The sequence below is a fragment of the Reichenbachiella sp. MSK19-1 genome (assembly GCF_003590315.1).
Lineage (GTDB): Bacteria > Bacteroidota > Bacteroidia > Cytophagales > Cyclobacteriaceae > Reichenbachiella > Reichenbachiella agariperforans.
Genome location: NZ_MIER01000021.1, coordinates 238,858 through 255,143 on the forward strand (window position 1 = coordinate 238,858; position 16,286 = coordinate 255,143).

At 39.0% G+C, this 16,286-nt stretch carries 30 protein-coding genes; all 30 read left to right on the plus strand.

Features of this window, described 5'->3' with window-relative positions:
* Positions 1–12 precede the first annotated feature (12 nt).
* Positions 13–2,112: an elongation factor G gene (gene fusA / locus BGP76_RS18875; protein WP_073122852.1), complete on the plus strand. Its 2,100-nt coding sequence runs from the start codon at positions 13–15 to the stop codon at positions 2,110–2,112.
* Between the two features lie 19 nt (positions 2,113–2,131).
* Positions 2,132–2,437: a 30S ribosomal protein S10 gene (gene rpsJ, locus BGP76_RS18880; protein WP_073122851.1), complete on the plus strand. Its 306-nt coding sequence runs from the start codon at positions 2,132–2,134 to the stop codon at positions 2,435–2,437.
* 180 nt (positions 2,438–2,617) lie between these two features.
* A complete protein-coding gene (gene rplC, locus BGP76_RS18885; RefSeq protein WP_073122850.1) occupies positions 2,618–3,250 on the plus strand; it encodes a 50S ribosomal protein L3 in 633 nt (210 codons plus the stop codon).
* A gap of 2 nt (positions 3,251–3,252) precedes the next feature.
* Positions 3,253–3,882, plus strand: coding sequence for a 50S ribosomal protein L4 (gene rplD / locus BGP76_RS18890; protein ID WP_119845839.1), 630 nt, complete (start codon positions 3,253–3,255; stop codon positions 3,880–3,882).
* A 4-nt stretch (positions 3,883–3,886) separates the two neighbouring features.
* Positions 3,887–4,174 carry a 50S ribosomal protein L23 gene (rplW, locus tag BGP76_RS18895; protein ID WP_073122848.1) on the plus strand — a complete coding sequence of 96 codons (288 nt, stop codon included), beginning with the start codon at positions 3,887–3,889 and terminating at the stop codon, positions 4,172–4,174.
* Positions 4,175–4,185: 11 nt separating this feature from the next.
* Positions 4,186–5,007 (plus strand): 50S ribosomal protein L2, encoded by an 822-nt coding sequence (gene rplB / locus BGP76_RS18900; RefSeq protein ID WP_073122847.1) that lies wholly within the window; start codon positions 4,186–4,188, stop codon positions 5,005–5,007.
* A gap of 3 nt (positions 5,008–5,010) precedes the next feature.
* Positions 5,011–5,286, plus strand: a complete 276-nt coding sequence (rpsS, locus tag BGP76_RS18905) for a 30S ribosomal protein S19 (protein WP_073122846.1) — start codon at positions 5,011–5,013, stop codon at positions 5,284–5,286.
* Between the two features lie 10 nt (positions 5,287–5,296).
* Positions 5,297–5,686, plus strand: a complete 390-nt coding sequence (rplV, locus tag BGP76_RS18910; protein WP_073122845.1) for a 50S ribosomal protein L22 — start codon at positions 5,297–5,299, stop codon at positions 5,684–5,686.
* Complete coding sequence (rpsC, locus tag BGP76_RS18915) at positions 5,686–6,423, plus strand: 30S ribosomal protein S3 (RefSeq protein ID WP_073122844.1); 738 nt, start codon at positions 5,686–5,688, stop codon at positions 6,421–6,423. Before rplV ends, rpsC begins: the two co-directional genes overlap by 1 nt.
* Positions 6,424–6,467: 44 nt before the next feature.
* On the plus strand, positions 6,468–6,887 hold the full coding sequence (gene rplP, locus BGP76_RS18920) for a 50S ribosomal protein L16 (protein WP_073122843.1): 420 nt from the start codon (positions 6,468–6,470) through the stop codon (positions 6,885–6,887).
* 31 nt (positions 6,888–6,918) lie between these two features.
* Positions 6,919–7,116: a 50S ribosomal protein L29 gene (gene rpmC / locus BGP76_RS18925; protein WP_073122842.1), complete on the plus strand. Its 198-nt coding sequence runs from the start codon at positions 6,919–6,921 to the stop codon at positions 7,114–7,116.
* A gap of 7 nt (positions 7,117–7,123) precedes the next feature.
* The gene (gene rpsQ / locus BGP76_RS18930) at positions 7,124–7,381 is read left to right on the plus strand and encodes a 30S ribosomal protein S17 (protein ID WP_073122841.1); all 258 of its coding nucleotides are present in this window, start codon (positions 7,124–7,126) and stop codon (positions 7,379–7,381) included.
* A 2-nt stretch (positions 7,382–7,383) separates the two neighbouring features.
* Positions 7,384–7,752: a 50S ribosomal protein L14 gene (gene rplN, locus BGP76_RS18935; protein ID WP_073122840.1), complete on the plus strand. Its 369-nt coding sequence runs from the start codon at positions 7,384–7,386 to the stop codon at positions 7,750–7,752.
* A gap of 33 nt (positions 7,753–7,785) precedes the next feature.
* The gene (rplX, locus tag BGP76_RS18940) at positions 7,786–8,106 is read left to right on the plus strand and encodes a 50S ribosomal protein L24 (RefSeq protein WP_073122839.1); all 321 of its coding nucleotides are present in this window, start codon (positions 7,786–7,788) and stop codon (positions 8,104–8,106) included.
* Complete coding sequence (gene rplE, locus BGP76_RS18945) at positions 8,099–8,659, plus strand: 50S ribosomal protein L5 (protein WP_073122838.1); 561 nt, start codon at positions 8,099–8,101, stop codon at positions 8,657–8,659. The genes rplX and rplE overlap by 8 nt, the downstream gene beginning before the upstream one ends.
* 1 nt (position 8,660) lies before the next feature.
* Entirely contained in the window at positions 8,661–8,930 is a 270-nt protein-coding gene (gene rpsN / locus BGP76_RS18950; RefSeq protein WP_073122837.1) for a 30S ribosomal protein S14, read from the plus strand.
* Positions 8,931–9,003: 73 nt separating this feature from the next.
* Positions 9,004–9,399, plus strand: coding sequence for a 30S ribosomal protein S8 (gene rpsH, locus BGP76_RS18955; RefSeq protein WP_073122836.1), 396 nt, complete (start codon positions 9,004–9,006; stop codon positions 9,397–9,399).
* Positions 9,400–9,409: 10 nt separating this feature from the next.
* Positions 9,410–9,961, plus strand: a complete 552-nt coding sequence (rplF, locus tag BGP76_RS18960) for a 50S ribosomal protein L6 (protein WP_119845840.1) — start codon at positions 9,410–9,412, stop codon at positions 9,959–9,961.
* A gap of 9 nt (positions 9,962–9,970) precedes the next feature.
* Positions 9,971–10,318, plus strand: coding sequence for a 50S ribosomal protein L18 (rplR, locus tag BGP76_RS18965; protein ID WP_073122834.1), 348 nt, complete (start codon positions 9,971–9,973; stop codon positions 10,316–10,318).
* Positions 10,319–10,324: 6 nt separating this feature from the next.
* Positions 10,325–10,843 carry a 30S ribosomal protein S5 gene (rpsE, locus tag BGP76_RS18970; protein WP_073122833.1) on the plus strand — a complete coding sequence of 173 codons (519 nt, stop codon included), beginning with the start codon at positions 10,325–10,327 and terminating at the stop codon, positions 10,841–10,843.
* Between the two features lie 4 nt (positions 10,844–10,847).
* Positions 10,848–11,027 (plus strand): 50S ribosomal protein L30, encoded by a 180-nt coding sequence (gene rpmD, locus BGP76_RS18975; protein ID WP_073122832.1) that lies wholly within the window; start codon positions 10,848–10,850, stop codon positions 11,025–11,027.
* 31 nt (positions 11,028–11,058) lie between these two features.
* Positions 11,059–11,505 carry a 50S ribosomal protein L15 gene (gene rplO / locus BGP76_RS18980; protein WP_073122831.1) on the plus strand — a complete coding sequence of 149 codons (447 nt, stop codon included), beginning with the start codon at positions 11,059–11,061 and terminating at the stop codon, positions 11,503–11,505.
* Positions 11,506–11,508: 3 nt separating this feature from the next.
* Positions 11,509–12,828: a preprotein translocase subunit SecY gene (secY, locus tag BGP76_RS18985; RefSeq protein WP_073122830.1), complete on the plus strand. Its 1,320-nt coding sequence runs from the start codon at positions 11,509–11,511 to the stop codon at positions 12,826–12,828.
* A gap of 13 nt (positions 12,829–12,841) precedes the next feature.
* Complete coding sequence (gene infA / locus BGP76_RS18990) at positions 12,842–13,060, plus strand: translation initiation factor IF-1 (protein WP_073122829.1); 219 nt, start codon at positions 12,842–12,844, stop codon at positions 13,058–13,060.
* A 6-nt stretch (positions 13,061–13,066) separates the two neighbouring features.
* Positions 13,067–13,183: a type B 50S ribosomal protein L36 gene (gene ykgO, locus BGP76_RS18995; RefSeq protein ID WP_073122828.1), complete on the plus strand. Its 117-nt coding sequence runs from the start codon at positions 13,067–13,069 to the stop codon at positions 13,181–13,183.
* A gap of 2 nt (positions 13,184–13,185) precedes the next feature.
* The gene (gene rpsM / locus BGP76_RS19000) at positions 13,186–13,563 is read left to right on the plus strand and encodes a 30S ribosomal protein S13 (RefSeq protein WP_073122827.1); all 378 of its coding nucleotides are present in this window, start codon (positions 13,186–13,188) and stop codon (positions 13,561–13,563) included.
* 9 nt (positions 13,564–13,572) lie between these two features.
* Positions 13,573–13,965, plus strand: a complete 393-nt coding sequence (gene rpsK / locus BGP76_RS19005) for a 30S ribosomal protein S11 (protein ID WP_073122826.1) — start codon at positions 13,573–13,575, stop codon at positions 13,963–13,965.
* Between the two features lie 24 nt (positions 13,966–13,989).
* Entirely contained in the window at positions 13,990–14,595 is a 606-nt protein-coding gene (gene rpsD, locus BGP76_RS19010; protein WP_119845841.1) for a 30S ribosomal protein S4, read from the plus strand.
* A gap of 33 nt (positions 14,596–14,628) precedes the next feature.
* A complete protein-coding gene (locus tag BGP76_RS19015) occupies positions 14,629–15,618 on the plus strand; it encodes a DNA-directed RNA polymerase subunit alpha (RefSeq protein WP_073122824.1) in 990 nt (329 codons plus the stop codon).
* A 1-nt stretch (position 15,619) separates the two neighbouring features.
* A complete protein-coding gene (rplQ, locus tag BGP76_RS19020) occupies positions 15,620–16,168 on the plus strand; it encodes a 50S ribosomal protein L17 (protein ID WP_119845842.1) in 549 nt (182 codons plus the stop codon).
* The last annotated feature ends 118 nt before the right edge of the window (positions 16,169–16,286 follow it).

A 16,286-nucleotide genomic window follows, 5' to 3' on the forward strand; every position in this document is an offset into this window, starting at 1 on the left:
TCAGAAGAAATAATGGCAAGAGATCTAAAATTGACACGTAATATTGGTATTGCTGCGCATATTGATGCAGGTAAAACTACCACTACCGAGCGTATTCTATATTACACTGGTGTCAGTCACAAGATAGGTGAGGTGCACGATGGTGCAGCCACTATGGACTGGATGGAGCAAGAGCAAGAAAGAGGTATTACTATTACTTCTGCTGCTACCACCGTTTTTTGGAATTATAAAGAACAACAATATCATATCAACATCATTGACACTCCTGGTCACGTTGACTTCACAGTTGAGGTAAACAGGTCTTTGAGGATTCTTGATGGGTTGGTTTTTCTATTTAGTGCAGTAGATGGTGTGGAGCCACAGTCTGAGACTAACTGGAGACTAGCTGATAACTATAAAGTTGCTAGACTAGGATTTGTCAATAAAATGGACAGATCTGGAGCGGACTTCTTGATGGTATGTAAGCAAGTGAAAGAAAGATTGGCTACCAAAGCCGTTCCTTTCCAATTGCCTATCGGTGCTGAAGATGGTTTCCGCGGTGTTGTCGATCTTGTAGAGAGAAAGGCAATGGTCTGGAACGAAGAAGATAAAGGTATGACTTTCGACGAGATCGAAATTCCTGCTGATATGGTAGATGAGGTAGATCAATATAGAGAGGAACTACTCGAGGCTGTCGCAGAATATGACGAAAGCCTAATGGAGAAGTATTTCGAAGATCCGAACTCGATTACCAAAGAAGAAATTATTGCAGCTTCTAGAAAAGCTACTATTGACTTGGCGTTTGTGCCAATGTTCTGTGGGTCAGCTTTCAAGAACAAAGGCGTGCAGACTATGCTTGATTACGTGATGGAATTACTTCCTTCACCTATGGATAGAGAAGGTATCACAGGTACTGATCCTGATACTGAGGAACCTACAACTAGAAAGCCGTCTGCATCTGAGCCATTTGCTGCGTTAGCATTTAAAATCGCAACAGATCCATTTGTTGGCCGTTTGTGTTTTGCTAGAGCGTATTCTGGTACTTTGGATTCTGGATCTTATGTATGGAACACAAGAACAGATAAGAAGGAAAGAATTTCTAGAATCTTCCAAATGCATGCAAACAAGCAAAATCAAATCGATCAGTTTCATGCGGGTGATATTGCTGCAGTGGTTGGGTTTAAGGACATTAAGACTGGAGACACACTTTGTGATGAAAAGCACAAGATAGTCCTTGAGTCTATGGACTTCCCAGAGCCAGTTATTGGTTATGCTATTGAACCTAAGACTCAGGCAGATGCTGACAAACTAGGTATGGCGATTGCTAAACTTGTAGAAGAGGATCCTACGCTAGTAGTAGAGACAGATCACGATACAGGACAGACGATCTTGAGAGGTATGGGTGAGCTTCACTTGGATATTATCATCGATCGTTTGAAGAGAGAGTTCAAGGTTGAAATCAATCAGGGAGCGCCTCAGGTTGCTTACAAAGAGGCTATCCAATCGTTGGTCGATCATAAAGAGGTTTACAAGAAACAATCGGGTGGTAAAGGTAAGTTTGCTGATATCGTATTTGAGTTATCGCCAATAGATGAGGATTACGATAAAGATGGTTTACAGTTTGATAACAAGATTGTAGGTGGTGTGATTCCTAAAGAATTCATTCCTTCTATCCAGAAAGGATTTGAGTCTGCAATGTTGAACGGGCCACTTGCTGGGTTCCCACTTGACTCTATGAAAGTGAAACTATACCATGGGTCTTTCCATGATGTGGATTCGGATGCACTCTCTTTTGAGATGGCAGCTAGATTAGGTTTCAAAGCAGCAGCTAAAAAAGCTAGTCCAGTATTGCTAGAGCCCATTATGGCAGTAGAGATTGTAACTCCAGATGAGTACACAGGATCTGTAACAGGTGATATGAACAGACGTAGAGGTATCATGAAGGGAATGGACGTAAAAGGAAATTCTCAAGTGGTAAAAGCTGACGTTCCATTATCTGAGTTGTTTGGATATGTAACTGATTTGAGAACGATGACTTCAGGTAGAGCTACTGCTTCGTTGACATTCTCTCACTATGATCCAGTACCAAAGAACATAGCAGATGAAGTGATTAAAAAAGAAAAAGGCGAATAGTCCGCAAATAATTATTGATATGAATCAAAAAATTAGAATCAAACTAAAGTCTTACGATCACAACTTGGTTGACAAGTCATCTGAGAAAATCGTAAGAGCGGTGAAGACTACTGGTGCGATAGTAAGCGGACCAATCCCTCTTCCTACTGTGAAGGAAAAATTCACAGTATTGAAATCACCACACGTAAACAAGAAAGCTAGAGAGCAATTTCAGCTTTGTACATACAAGAGATTGGTAGATATCTACTCTAACAGTGCGAAGACAGTAGATGCTTTGATGAAGCTAGAGTTGCCAAGTGGTGTTGATGTTGAAATCAAGGTCTAAATTATAAGACTGGTATATAAAAAAGAACCAGCATTCAGTTGCTGGTTCTTTTTTTGTCACTACGTGTGGCTAATATTTATGTTTTAATATTTGAGATAGAGAAGATTATCACTATCTTTGCAGTCCTTTTGCCGAGAAGAGTAAAAGGAAACAATAAGTTTATAGAAATTTAATACTGTAATGTCAGGTATAATAGGAAAAAAAATTGGGATGACTAGTGTCTTTAGTGCCGATGGACGTAATGTCGCATGCACATTGATAGAAGCTGGTCCTTGCGTAGTGACGCAAGTTAAGAATGAAGAGACTGACGGGTATACAGCGGTGCAATTGGGTTACGGAGAACGTAAAGACAAGCGCACTACTAAAGCCTTGAAAGGTCACTTCGCAAAAGCGAAGACCACTCCTAAGCAACAAATAGTCGAGTTCAGAGACTTCCGTGTTGAGTTTGAAGGAGGAGTTGAATTGGGACAAACACTAAGTGTTGCGGATATTTTCCAAGAAGAGGACTTTGTCGATGTAATCGCTAACTCTAAAGGTAAAGGTTTCCAAGGGGTAGTGAAAAGACACAACTTCGGTGGTGTAGGACAAGCAACTCACGGTCAGCATAACAGATTAAGAGCACCAGGATCTATTGGTGGAGCTTCATATCCAGCGAGAGTATTCAAAGGCATGAGAATGGCCGGACGTACTGGTAACGATAGAGTAAAGGTGACCAACTTACAGGTGATGAAAATCATACCTGAAAAGAACCTTATTTTAGTAAGTGGATCAGTTCCTGGTCCTAAGAATGGTACAGTAATTCTAGAGAAATAGTCATGAAAGTATCCGTATTAACTAAGACTGGTGAAGATACCGGGAGAAAGGTAGATTTGTCGAAGGATGTTTTTGGTATCGAACCAAATGATCATGCTATCTACCTAGATGTAAAGCAGTTTTTGGCAAACCAAAGACAAGGTACACACAAGTCTAAAGAGAGAGCAGAAATAGCAGGCTCTACAAGAAAGATTAAAAAACAAAAAGGAACTGGTACAGCGAGAGCTGGTAGTATCAAGTCTCCTGTGTTCAGAGGTGGAGGTAGAGTGTTTGGTCCTAGACCAAGAAACTACAGCATCGATTTGAATAAGAAATTGAAGGTGTTGGCTAGAAAGTCAGCTTTGTCATACAAAGCAACAGAGAAGAGTATCTCAATATTAGAGGATTTTTCTTTTGATGCACCAAAGACAAAGGACTATGTGACGCTTTTGAACACCCTTTCTTTTACTAACAAAAAAACATTGTTAGTTCTAAAAGAAGATGATAAGAACGTCTTATTGTCATCAAAAAACTTGAAAAAAGCACAAGTAACTACTGCGGAGCAAATCAATACTTATGATTTGTTGAATGCTGACAACTTGATCCTTTTGGAAGGTTCTATTGAGAAGATTCAGAACTTATTAACGAAATAAGAAGATGAGTATATTAAAGAAACCGATAGTTACAGAAAAAGTTTCAGCGCTAAACGAGAGCGGAAAGTATGGCTTTGTAGTAGATAAAGATGCTAACAAAGTTGAAATCAAAAAAGCGATTGAGAAAGCTTACGGTGTAACAGTAGAAAGTGTAAACACGATGGTTTACCCTGGAAAAGCAAAAACTAAGTATACCAAATCAAAAGTGATATCTGGAAGAACATCTTCTTTTAAGAAAGCTATTGTGCAGGTTGCTGATGGAGATATAATTGATTTTTACGGAGGAGTATAAATAGTTAAAAAATGGCTGTAAGAAAATTAAAACCGATAACTCCGGGTACAAGATACAGAGTCGCTCCCGTATTTGAGGAGATAACTAAATCTACTCCGGAAAAATCCTTGACCAAAGGTGTTCACCGCAATGGCGGTAGAAACGATACTGGTAAAATGACGATCAGAAATGTAGGTGGTGGTCACAAGAGAAAATATAGAACAATAGATTTCAAAAGAGACAAGCATGGTATTCCAGCTGTTGTGAAATCTGTAGAGTATGATCCGATGAGGACTGCTAGAATTGCATTGCTGTTTTATGCAGATGGTGAGAAGAGATATATCATCGCTCCACAAGGATTGAAAGTAGGACAGACTGTATTGTCGGGACCTGGTGTTGCACCAGAGGTAGGTAATACACTTCCATTGTCTGATATTCCATTAGGTACGATCATTCACAACGTAGAATTGAAGCCAGGACGTGGGGCATGTATCGCTCGTAGTGCTGGTAACTATGTGCAGTTGTTGGCTAGAGAAGGGAAATATGCTACGGTAAAGCTTCCTTCAGGAGAGATGAGAATGATTCTAGTGGTTTGTTTAGCAACTATTGGTACGGTGTCTAATGGAGATCACATGAATGTGGTTCTTGGTAAAGCAGGTCGTAACAGATGGTTAGGGAGAAGGTCTAGAGTAAGAGGTGTCGCGATGAACCCAGTTGATCACCCAATGGGCGGTGGTGAAGGTAAATCTTCGGGAGGTCACCCACGATCTAGAAATGGTATTTTTGCCAAAGGTCAGAAGACTAGAACACCGAAGAAATATTCTAATAAATTCATCATTGGTAAAAATAAATAAGCAATGGGAAGATCATTAAAAAAAGGGCCTTATATAGATTTTAGGTTAGAGAATAAGGTGGATGCCCAGAATGATTCGGGTAAAAAAGCAGTTATCAAGACTTGGTCAAGACGATCTATGATTTCGCCTGACTTTGTAGGACATACATTTGCTGTTCACAATGGAAATAAATTCATCCCAGTATTTGTTACTGAGAATATGGTTGGACATAAGTTAGGTGAGTTCGCACCAACGAGAAACTTCAGAGGCCATATCAACAAAAAGGATAAAAGGAAATAATTAGCTAACTATGGAAGCTGTAGCAAAACTAAAGAATGTACCAACTTCTCCTCGCAAAATGAGGGTCGTAGCTGATTTGGTTAGAGGCCAAAGAGTAAACAATGCATTGAACATATTAAAGTTCGAAGCAAAGCAAGGTGCTGCTAGACTAGATAAATTATTACTTTCTGCTATTTCTAATTGGGAAGCTAAGAATGAAGGCGAAAAGCTCGAAGAGGCTGATCTTTATGTAAAAGAAATCTTCGTCGATAGCGGTAGAATTTTGAAACGTTTGAGACCTGCTCCACAGGGTAGAGCTCATAGAATCAGAAAGAGATCTAACCACGTCACAGTTGTAGTGGATAGCCGAAATACCGCTGAAGGAAAAGAAGAAAGTAACACGGAAAATTCAGATAAGTAATGGGACAAAAAGTAAACCCTGTAGGACTTAGATTAGGAATCGTTAAAGGTTGGGATTCTAACTGGTATGGTGGAAAAACGTTTCCTGATAAATTGGTAGAAGATACCAAAATCAGAAACTACATCGAAGTACGTATTCCTAAAGGAGGAATTTCAAAAGTTGTTATTGAAAGAACGATCAAAAGAATCACTTTGACTATTCACACAGCTAGACCAGGTGTTGTGATTGGTAAAGGAGGATCTGAAGTAGATCGTATCAAAGAAGAATTAAAGAAACTTACTGGTAAGGATCTTCAGATTAACATCTTTGAGATCAAAAGACCAGAGCTGGATGCTGTATTGGTAGGTCAGTCTATCGCACAACAGTTGAAGGCTAGAATCTCTTTCAGAAGAGCAATGAAGCAAGCAATTGCTGCTACAATGAGAGTAGGTGCTGAAGGGATCAAGATCAAATGTTCTGGAAGACTTGGTGGTGCTGAAATGGCAAGATCGGAGCAATACAAAGAAGGTAGAATTCCTCTACATACTTTGAGAGCTGATATCGATTATGCTATATCAGAAGCTAACACTATTTATGGCAAGATTGGTATCAAGGTTTGGATATTCAAAGGTGAAATCTATGGTAAGAGAGATTTGTCTCCTAACATAGGTGCAGCTAACCAAAACTCTGGTGGCCGAGGTGGCAATAATAGAGGTGGTCGTCCAGGTGGCGGAGCTCCTAGAAGAAATAGAAAATAATTTTTTTGACTACTCCATTGAATTGGAATTAAAGAATTAAAGAAATGTTACAACCAAAAAGAACCAAGTTCAGAAAGAAACAGAAAGGCAGAATCAAGGGTATAGCCCAGAGAGGACATACGCTGGCTTTCGGTACTTTTGGTATCAAGTCTTTGGAACCAGGGTGGATTACCAGTAGACAAATAGAGGCTTCTAGGATTGCTATGACAAGAGCAATGAAGAGAGAAGGTCAAGTATGGATTAGAATTTTTCCAGACAAGCCTATCACTAAAAAGCCAGCAGAAGTAAGGATGGGTAAAGGTAAAGGTGCTCCAGAATACTGGGTAGCAACTATCAGACCTGGCACTATCTTGTTCGAAGCAGCTGGTGTAAGTGAAGGACTAGCTAAAGAAGCCTTGAGATTGGCTCAGCAGAAGTTGCCAGTTAGAACGAAGTTTGTTGTTAGAAGAGATTATCAAGGATAAGGTTTAACCTCCCTGATTAAATAATAAAACTATGAAAAATTCTGAAATACAAGGATTGTCATTGGAAGAGTTAAAAACTAAGGTGGCCGCAGAGAAGGATAGCTTAGCTAAGCTTCAGTTTGCTCATGCAATCACACCTATAGAGAACCCAATGAGGTTAAAAGACTCTAGAAAATTAGTAGCAAGGTTAAACACTGAAATCCGAGCTAAGGAATTGGCTCAACAATAAGTTCAAGATGGAAACCAGAAATTTAAGAAAAGAACGTGTAGGTAAAGTGGTCAGCAATAAGATGGATAAAACCATCACTGTCCAAGTACTTCGTAAAGTGAAGCACCCTATATATGGTAAATTCATGAGTACAACTAAGAAGTTTTCTGCTCATGACGAGAACAATGATTGCGGTGAAGGAGATACCGTTAAAATCATGGAGACGAGACCTTTGTCGAAGAACAAAAGGTGGAGATTAGTAGAAATTATTGAAAGAGCTAAATAACAATGGTACAACAAGAATCAAGACTTAGTGTAGCGGATAACAGTGGTGCTAAAGAAGTACTTTGTATTCGCGTATTAGGAGGTACTGGCAAAAGGTACGCTTCAGTAGGTGATAAAATTGTTGTGACTGTTAAATCAGCAATTTCTTCTAGTAACCTTAAAAAAGGGACAGTGTCAAAAGCTGTGGTCGTGAGAACTAAGAAAGAGGTGCGTAGAAAGGATGGATCTTATATCAGATTCGAAGATAACGCAGCTGTGCTTTTAGGTGGTAATGACGAGCCTAGAGGAACAAGGATTTTCGGCCCTGTGGCTAGAGAATTAAGAGAGAAGCAATTTATGAAAATTGTTTCTTTAGCACCAGAAGTGCTTTAAGGGTTGTATTCTAATTTGAAAAGATATTAGACAATGAAATTTCACGTAAAAAAAGGGGACACTGTAAAGGTACTTGCTGGTAATTCTAGAGGAAAGACTGGTGCTATACTAGAAGTATTCCCAGGCCAATATAAGGCGATAGTTGAAGGATTGAATATGGTGACTAAGCACACCAAGCCTTCAGCGGAAAATCCAGAAGGTGGCATCAAAAAAATGGAAGCTCCTATTCATATGAGCAACTTGATGTTAGTAGATCCTGCAAGTGGTAAGGCAACTAAGGTTGGCAGAACTACAGGAGACAATGGGAAAATAGTTAGAGTATCTAAAAAAACAGGGGAGGTGATCAATGGCTAATCCTAGATTAAAGACCAAATATTTGGAGGAAATTGTTCCTGCATTGAAAGAGAAGTTTCAGTACAAGTCAGTAATGCAAGTACCTAAGATCGAAAAAATATCGATCAATAGAGGTATTGGTGATGCTGTGTCTGATAAGAAGTTAGTTGATGCAGGAGTAGATGAGTTGTCTCAGATTTCTGGACAGCGGGCTGTGCCTACATTGTCTAAGAAAGCGATATCTAATTTCAAATTGAGAGAAGATATGCCGATTGGTGCTCGTGTAACACTTAGAGGAGATAAAATGTACGAGTTTATCGATCGTTTGATGACTGTAGCACTTCCACGTGTGAGAGACTTCAAGGGAATCAAGGATAAGGGATTTGACGGAAGAGGTAATTATACTTTGGGTGTTAAAGAACAAATTATCTTTCCTGAGATTTCTATCGATAAGATCAACAGAATTTCAGGTATGGACATCACATTTGTGACTAGTGCCAATACCGATGAAGAAAGTTTTGAATTATTGAAAGCGTTTGGAATGCCTTTCGCTGGAAAAAATAATAACAACTAAGATGGCAAGAGAAGCAATAAAAGCCAGAGAGCGTAAAAGAGAAAGACTAGTGGCAAAGTATGCTGCCAAGAGAGCTGAATTAAAAGCTGCTGGTGATTTCGAAGGCTTGGACAAGTTACCAAGAAACTCTTCTAAGGTAAGATTACACAACAGATGTAAGCTTACTGGTAGACCAAAGGGATACATGAGAAAGTTTGGTATATCTAGAGTTACCTTTAGAGAGATGGCAAGTGCAGGTAAAATACCTGGTGTTACCAAATCTAGCTGGTAAAAGAGTTTTTAAAATATAAAATATTAACTAACTTTGCACCCCTGTTAAAAAATAGGGGTAAAAGTATACTGTAATGACAGATCCAATAGCAGATTATTTAACAAGATTGAGAAACGCTATCACAGCGAATCATAGAATCGTAGAAATCCCTGCTTCTAATGTAAAGAAGGAGATGACTAAAGTGTTGATGGACAAAGGTTTCATCCGTAACTTTAAGTTCGAGGATGATGGTGTTCAGGGGAAAATCAGAATTGCGTTGAAATACAATTCTCAAACCAAGCAGTCGGCAATCGTTCATTTGGAACGAGTGTCTAAGCCAGGATTGAGAAAGTATGCGCAGGCTGACGCATTACCTAGAGTTTTGAATGGGCTTGGTATTGCAATTTTGTCAACTTCTAAAGGCGTTATCTCGAACAAAGAGGCCAAAGAATACAACGTTGGCGGGGAAGTATTGTGTTACGTTTATTAATTAGAGCAAGATGTCACGAATAGGAAATAAGCCGATAGCATTGCCACAAGGTGTCGAAGTGAAAATAGACGGTACAGTTGTGAATGTGAAAGGTGCCAAAGGTAGCTTAGCTAGAGATATTGATAGTGACTTTGACGTTGCAGTTGAAGACGGATCGATTACTGTTAAAAGACCAACTGACCAAAAAAGACACAAAGCACTTCACGGATTGTATAGATCATTGATCAACAATATGGTGATAGGTGTTTCGGATGGATATAAAAAGGAATTGGAATTAGTAGGGGTAGGTTATAAAGCCGTTACTAGTGGCCAAATTCTAGAGATGAACTTAGGTTATTCTCATAATATTTTCATGGAAGTTCCTGCTGAAGTGAAAGTGAGCGCAGAGACGCTTAAAGGTAAGAACCCAATTGTTACACTTGAGTCTACGGACAAAGAGTTAGTAGGTGAGGTTGCTGCAAAGATTAGATCATTGAGAAAAGTTGAGCCTTACAAAGGTAAAGGTGTCAGATTTGTTGGTGAGATTATTAGAAGAAAAGCTGGTAAAACTGCTGCTAAATAATAGATAGACATGGCAATTACTAAAGAGCAAAGAAGACTTAGAATTAGAAGAGGTATCCGTAACAAAGTGAGCGGAACTGCCGAACGTCCTAGATTATCAGTATTTAAGAGCAACAAGGCGATATATGTTCAGTTGATTGATGATGCTAGTGGAAATACACTTGCATCAACTTCATCTGCTGAATTAGGTACTGCTACAGTTAACATCTCTTTGTCTAAAGAGGTAGGTAAAAAGTTAGCTGAGAAAGCATCTGCTAACGGTATCAGTAGTGTTGTATTTGATAGAGGAGGTTATCCTTATCATGGCAAAATAAAAGCCTTGGCAGAAGGTGCTAGAGAAGGAGGCCTTAAATTTTAATTGATTATGTCTAAGAATAACGTAAAAGCTATAAAAGCAAGCGAAATCGAACTCCAAGAAAAGGTTGTTGCGATTAAGAGAGTTGCTAAAGTGGTCAAAGGCGGTAGAAGATTTAGTTTTTCTGCAATCGTTGTAGTAGGAGATGGGAATGGTGTTGTAGGTTACGGTTTGGGTAAGGCCAATGAGGTAACTGATTCAATCACTAAAGGTATTGATGACGCGAAGAAAAATCTTGTAAGAGTTCCTGTTTTCAAAGGAACTGTACCTCATGATGCTATTGGTAAATTTGGTGGTGGATTGGTTCTTTTAAAACCAGCTGCTGAAGGTACCGGAGTTATTGCTGGTGGAGCGATGAGAGCGGTGTTAGAGAGTGCAGGTGTACATGATGTACTTGCTAAATCTAAAGGTTCTTCTAATCCGCACAACGTGGTGAAAGCTACTTTCGATGCATTGAATAAAATGAGAGACCCATATGCGGTAGCTCAGCAAAGAGGAGTAGAATTGTCTAAAGTTTTTAACGGCTAGAGAGATGTCTAAAGTAGTAATAACACAAGTTCGAAGTATTATCAAAAGACCTAATGATCAAAAGCTGACTATTAAAGCTTTAGGTTTAGGAAAGATAAATAGATCAGTTGAGAAAGACTCAACTCCTCAGATAGAGGGAATGATTAAGAAGGTGGCACACTTAGTGTCAGTGGAAAGAAAATAATTTTAGGACTTTTTTCTGAAATCAAATTAAGATGAAATTAAATACTTTAAAACCGGCAGAGGGGTCAATCAAGACTGGCAAAAGGATCGGTAGAGGTCAAGGGTCTGGAAGAGGTGGAACTTCAACTAGAGGTCATAATGGAGCTAAGTCTAGATCGGGATATTCTAGAAAATTAGGTTTCGAAGGAGGGCAAATGCCTTTGTATAGAAGAGTACCTAAGTTTGGTTTCAGATCTCCTAATAGAATAGAAACTAAACCAGTCAACTTGGATACCCTTCAAGAATTGGCTACTAGCAAAAAACTATCAGTTATTACTGTAGAGACTTTGTTAGAGAATGGTTTGGCTGCAAAAGGTGATGTGGTAAAAGTTTTAGGTAGAGGCGAGTTGTCAGCTAAGGTTGAAGTAACTGCTCACTCTTTTTCTAAATCTGCGATTGAGGCAATCGAAAAAGCAGGTGGGAAAGCAACTACACTATAATTTATGAAAAAGTTTTTCAGTACGATAAAGAATATTTTTTCTATTGAAGATCTAAGGGTTAGGATCTTAAACACGATAGGTTTTTTAATCATTTTTAGATTAGGGACCTTTGTGGTTCTGCCTGGTATAGATCCTTCTAAGCTTGCTGATAAGGCAGAAGGAATATTTGGTCTACTTGATACTTTCTTAGGAGGGGCGTTTAACAATGCCTCTATTTTTGGTCTTGGTATTATGCCTTATATCTCGGCATCTATTGTGATTCAACTTTTGACGATGGCTGTGCCATATTTTCAGAAGCTTCAAAAAGAAGGAGATAGTGGTAGAAAGAAAATTAATCAGATTACAAGGGTACTAACGATCGCTATTACGTTCGCTCAAGGTAGTGCTTATTTGGCGGGAGCTATACCAGCTGAAGCTATTGTACTCGAAAATAAAGTAATGTTTACTTTTTCAGCGATTGTAATTCTAACGGCAGGTACTATTTTTTGTATGTGGTTGGGAGAGAAAATTACAGATAAAGGTATTGGGAATGGTATTTCGATGCTTATTATGATAGGTATTATCTCTCGTTTCCCTGGTAGTTTGTTGCAAGAGGCGATCACTCGCGGTATGAGTGAGGCGTTATTTTTCTTGTTAGAACTTATAGCACTGTTCTTTGTGGTTATGGCAGTTGTACTGTTGACACAGGCAGTGAGACGAATTCCAGTTCAGTATGCAAAACAGGTAGTAGGGAATAAGGTGTATGGCGGCCAACGTCAGTACATTCCTTTGAAGGTTAACTCGGCAGGTGTAATGCCAATTATATTTGCTCAGTCGTTAATGTTTTTGCCTGCTATGATAGCTAGTTATTTTGCAGACTCTAGTGATGTGGCTCAGTATATAGGAGCGACTTTCTCCAACTTCCAGTCATGGCAGTATAACTTGACTTTCGGGATTATGATTGTATTATTTACGTTTTTCTATACGGCTATATCTGTGAACCCTAATCAGATCGCAGATGATATGAAGAGAAATGGAGGGTTCATACCAGGTGTTAAACCAGGTACTGCTACTTCTGAATTCATTGACACGGTCCTGACTAGAATAACATTGCCAGGTTCATTGTTCTTGGCAATGGTGGCAGTGATGCCTGCTTTTGCTCAGATGGCTGGTGTGAGTACTAATTTTGCACAGTTTTTTGGGGGGACTTCACTATTGATTATGGTGGGAGTGATTCTTGATACGCTGCAGCAGATTGAGAGCTACTTGCTGATGAGACACTATGAGGGTATGATGAAGTCAGGCAAGCTTAAGGGTAGATCAGAAAATATAGCAGTAGCTTAAATTAGGATTTATCATGGCGAAGCAAGCATCAATAGAACAAGACGGTACAATTAAGGAAGCATTATCTAACGCTATGTTTCGTGTAGAGTTGGAGAATGGACACGAAGTAATTGCTCATATTTCTGGTAAGATGAGAATGCACTATATCAAAATTTTACCAGGAGATAAAGTAAAGATGGAGATGTCTCCATATGACTTAAGTAAAGGAAGAATAGTTTACCGCTATAAATAGAATATTATGAAGGTTAAAGCATCCGTAAAAAAGAGAAGCGCTGACTGTAAGGTCATTCGTAGAAACGGAAAAGTATACGTTATTAACAAAAAGAACCCTAGGTTCAAGCAAAGACAAGGATAATTATGGCTAGGATTGCAGGAGTAGATATTCCAGATAACAAGAGAGGTGAGATATCACTTACTTATATTTTCGGACTGGGTCGTAGTTCAGCTCAAAAGATTTTGACTGAAGCAGGTGTAGACTGGAGCAAAAAAGTTCAAGACTGGACTGAAGAAGAAGCAGGTAAAATCAGATCTGTCATCAGCGAAACCTTTAAGGTGGAGGGTGTATTGAAATCAGAGGTTCAACTTAACATCAAGCGTCTTTTGGATATCGGATGTTATAGAGGCCTAAGACATAGAAGAGGTCTTCCGGTAAGAGGTCAGCATACCAAAAACAATGCTAGAACCAGAAAGGGTAAGAGAAAAACTGTTGCCAATAAGAAGAAGGCTACTAAATAATAATTGACGATGGCACAAAAAAGAAAAGATAAAGCTAGAAAAAGAGTCGTTGTTGTAGAGCCGATAGGTCAAGCACATATCAAAGCTTCATTCAACAATATCATAATATCGTTGACTAACCAAACAGGTCAAGTGATATCTTGGGCTTCTGCTGGTAAAATGGGCTTTAAAGGCTCTAAGAAAAACACTCCTTATGCTGCTCAAGTAGCTGCTCAGGATTGTGCTCAAGCTGCCTATGAGTTAGGTCTTAGAAAGGTGGAAGTATTTGTAAAAGGTCCTGGTGCTGGTAGAGAATCTGCAATCAGAACTATCCAGAATGCTGGAATTGAAGTGACAATGATCAAGGATGTTACTCCACTACCACACAACGGATGTAGACCTCCGAAAAGAAGAAGAGTTTAATATCATTTTTAGAAGAAATAAAAAATGGCAAGATATAGAGGACCAAAATCAAAGATTGCGAGAAAGTTCAACGATCCAATCTATGGCCCAGATAAGACTTTAGCTAAAAAGAACTATCCTCCTGGACAACACGGTAGAGGTAGAAGAAAGAAGCTGTCAGAATACGCTATTCAGTTGGCTGAAAAGCAAAAGGCTAAATATACTTATGGCTTGTTGGAAAAGCAATTTTCTAACTTGTTTGACCATGCTTCAAGAAAAAGTGGTGTTACAGGTGAAATTCTATTGCAACTTTTGGAATCTAGATTGGATAACGTAGTGTTTAGATTGGGAGTTGCTCCTACTAGAAATGCAGCTAGACAATTAGTTCTTCATAAGCATATCACTGTCAATGGAGAGATCGTAAACGTACCTTCTTTTTCTGTGAAGCTTGGTGATATTGTTGCTGTTAGAGAAAAATCAAAATCTTTGGAAACTATTACTTACAGCCTCTCTAGAGGTGCGGTGAGTAAATACCCATGGTTAGAGTGGGATTCGACTGCATTGGCTGGTAAAGTAAACGTCCTACCAACGAGAGAGGAAATTCCTGAGAATATCAAAGAACAATTGATAGTAGAATTGTACTCTAAATAATCTATTCATTAATTAATTAAGCAAGAAATAATTATGTCAATACTAGCATTTCAAATGCCTGAGAAAGTGGTGATGGAAAAAGCTGATGATTTTCATGGCTTATTTACCTTTAAACCTCTTGAGCAGGGCTATGGTGTAACCGTCGGTAATGCATTGAGAAGAATCTTACTGTCTTCATTAGAAGGGTACGCCATAACTGGAATTAAGATCCCTGGAGTATTGCATGAATTTTCTACAATTGAGGGAGTAGTAGAAGACGTATCTGAGATCATATTGAACCTAAAAATGGTTAGGTTTAAAAAGATTGCAGATGTAGCGGATAGCAAAATTGTAGTAAGTTTATCTGGTAAGAAGGAATTCAAAGCAGGTGACATAGGAGGCTCTACTGATGCTTTTGAAGTGTTGAATCCGGATCATGTGATCTTCAATATGGATGAGAGTGTTAAATTTGAAATCGAATTGTCGATTGAGAAAGGAAGAGGTTATGTGGCTGCAGAGGAGAACAAGCCTGGAGAGCAAGTCTTCGGTTTTATTCCGATTGATGCCATCTTTACACCAATTAAGAATGTAAAGTTTTCTGTAGAGAATACGCGAGTAGAGCAGAAGACAGATTACGAGCAATTGATCTTGGATATAGAAACGGATGGTTCTATTCACCCTGAGAATGCGCTCAAAGGTGCAGCGAATATTTTGATCCAACACTTTATGTTGTTCTCAGATCAGACGATGATCTTAGATACGCATGATGCGGGTGAGCCTGAGGCAGTGGATGAAGAAATGCTACACATGAGAAAACTATTGAAGACTGGCTTGAATGATCTCGATCTTTCTGTTAGAGCTTACAATTGTTTGAAAGCTGCTGATGTTAGATCATTGGGAGATTTAGTAAGATTAGAGATTTCTGACATGATGAAGTTTAGAAACTTTGGTAAGAAATCATTGGCTGAGTTGGAACAACTCGTAGCTGACAAGAACTTAACTTTTGGCATGGATTTGTCAAAATACAAATTAGACGAGGAGTAAAATGAGACACGGGAAGAAATTTAATCATTTAGGTAGAAATGCATCGCACAGAGGCGCGATGTTATCTAACATGGCTTCTTCTTTGATTTTGCATAAGAGGATTACCACCACTGTTGCAAAAGCAAAAGCTTTAAGAAAGTACGTAGAGCCGATCATTACTAGAGCAAAAGACGATACCACTCACTCAAGAAGAGTAGTTTTCTCTTACTTGCAAAATAAAGAATCTGTGAAAGAACTTTTTGGAGGGGTAGCTGATAAGGTAGCCGCGAGACCAGGGGGGTACACTAGAATCTTCAAAACAGGTACGCGCTTAGGTGATAATGCTGATATGTGCATTATGGAATTGGTTGATTACAACGAGTTATTGTTGAATGAGGCAGCTCCTGCTAAAGCGAAGACTAGAAGAAGCAGAAGAGGTAAGTCTACTGGAGCAACTGCTGCACCTGTGGCAGAAGATGCTGTAGTAGTGGAAGAAGCACCTGAAGCTTCCGCAGATGAGGCGCCACAGGCGGATGACTCTGCTGAGGAAGCTAAAAAGGAAGAAAATTAATAATTGAGTATTCAGTTATGATAGGAAAGCCATCTTGATTTGTTTCAAGATGGCTTTTTTTATGTCAAAAAAAGGGTAAAATTTGCGGTGAATTTCAATCACCAGTTCAATTGCTTAT

Bases quoted from the DNA above. Each gene is read 5' to 3' on its own strand.
- rpsC (WP_073122844.1), top strand. From the start codon at position 5,686: ATGGGACAAAAAGTAAACCCTGTAGGACTTAGATTAGGAATCGTTAAA.
- rplP (WP_073122843.1), top strand. From the start codon at position 6,468: ATGTTACAACCAAAAAGAACCAAGTTCAGAAAGAAACAGAAAGGCAGA.
- rplF (WP_119845840.1), top strand. From the start codon at position 9,410: ATGTCACGAATAGGAAATAAGCCGATAGCATTGCCACAAGGTGTCGAA.
- rplN (WP_073122840.1), top strand. From the start codon at position 7,384: ATGGTACAACAAGAATCAAGACTTAGTGTAGCGGATAACAGTGGTGCT.
- rplD (WP_119845839.1), top strand. From the start codon at position 3,253: ATGAAAGTATCCGTATTAACTAAGACTGGTGAAGATACCGGGAGAAAG.
- rplR (WP_073122834.1), top strand. From the start codon at position 9,971: ATGGCAATTACTAAAGAGCAAAGAAGACTTAGAATTAGAAGAGGTATC.
- BGP76_RS19015 (WP_073122824.1), top strand. From the start codon at position 14,629: ATGTCAATACTAGCATTTCAAATGCCTGAGAAAGTGGTGATGGAAAAA.
- rpsM (WP_073122827.1), top strand. From the start codon at position 13,186: ATGGCTAGGATTGCAGGAGTAGATATTCCAGATAACAAGAGAGGTGAG.
- rplO (WP_073122831.1), top strand. From the start codon at position 11,059: ATGAAATTAAATACTTTAAAACCGGCAGAGGGGTCAATCAAGACTGGC.
- rplV (WP_073122845.1), top strand. From the start codon at position 5,297: ATGGAAGCTGTAGCAAAACTAAAGAATGTACCAACTTCTCCTCGCAAA.
- rpsD (WP_119845841.1), top strand. From the start codon at position 13,990: ATGGCAAGATATAGAGGACCAAAATCAAAGATTGCGAGAAAGTTCAAC.
- rpmD (WP_073122832.1), top strand. From the start codon at position 10,848: ATGTCTAAAGTAGTAATAACACAAGTTCGAAGTATTATCAAAAGACCT.
- rpmC (WP_073122842.1), top strand. From the start codon at position 6,919: ATGAAAAATTCTGAAATACAAGGATTGTCATTGGAAGAGTTAAAAACT.
- rplC (WP_073122850.1), top strand. From the start codon at position 2,618: ATGTCAGGTATAATAGGAAAAAAAATTGGGATGACTAGTGTCTTTAGT.
- rpsJ (WP_073122851.1), top strand. From the start codon at position 2,132: ATGAATCAAAAAATTAGAATCAAACTAAAGTCTTACGATCACAACTTG.
- rpsQ (WP_073122841.1), top strand. From the start codon at position 7,124: ATGGAAACCAGAAATTTAAGAAAAGAACGTGTAGGTAAAGTGGTCAGC.
- rpsK (WP_073122826.1), top strand. From the start codon at position 13,573: ATGGCACAAAAAAGAAAAGATAAAGCTAGAAAAAGAGTCGTTGTTGTA.
- rpsH (WP_073122836.1), top strand. From the start codon at position 9,004: ATGACAGATCCAATAGCAGATTATTTAACAAGATTGAGAAACGCTATC.
- rplW (WP_073122848.1), top strand. From the start codon at position 3,887: ATGAGTATATTAAAGAAACCGATAGTTACAGAAAAAGTTTCAGCGCTA.
- rpsE (WP_073122833.1), top strand. From the start codon at position 10,325: ATGTCTAAGAATAACGTAAAAGCTATAAAAGCAAGCGAAATCGAACTC.
- fusA (WP_073122852.1), top strand. From the start codon at position 13: ATGGCAAGAGATCTAAAATTGACACGTAATATTGGTATTGCTGCGCAT.
- infA (WP_073122829.1), top strand. From the start codon at position 12,842: ATGGCGAAGCAAGCATCAATAGAACAAGACGGTACAATTAAGGAAGCA.
- rpsN (WP_073122837.1), top strand. From the start codon at position 8,661: ATGGCAAGAGAAGCAATAAAAGCCAGAGAGCGTAAAAGAGAAAGACTA.
- rplB (WP_073122847.1), top strand. From the start codon at position 4,186: ATGGCTGTAAGAAAATTAAAACCGATAACTCCGGGTACAAGATACAGA.
- rplQ (WP_119845842.1), top strand. From the start codon at position 15,620: ATGAGACACGGGAAGAAATTTAATCATTTAGGTAGAAATGCATCGCAC.
- rplX (WP_073122839.1), top strand. From the start codon at position 7,786: ATGAAATTTCACGTAAAAAAAGGGGACACTGTAAAGGTACTTGCTGGT.
- ykgO (WP_073122828.1), top strand. From the start codon at position 13,067: ATGAAGGTTAAAGCATCCGTAAAAAAGAGAAGCGCTGACTGTAAGGTC.
- rpsS (WP_073122846.1), top strand. From the start codon at position 5,011: ATGGGAAGATCATTAAAAAAAGGGCCTTATATAGATTTTAGGTTAGAG.
- rplE (WP_073122838.1), top strand. From the start codon at position 8,099: ATGGCTAATCCTAGATTAAAGACCAAATATTTGGAGGAAATTGTTCCT.
- secY (WP_073122830.1), top strand. From the start codon at position 11,509: ATGAAAAAGTTTTTCAGTACGATAAAGAATATTTTTTCTATTGAAGAT.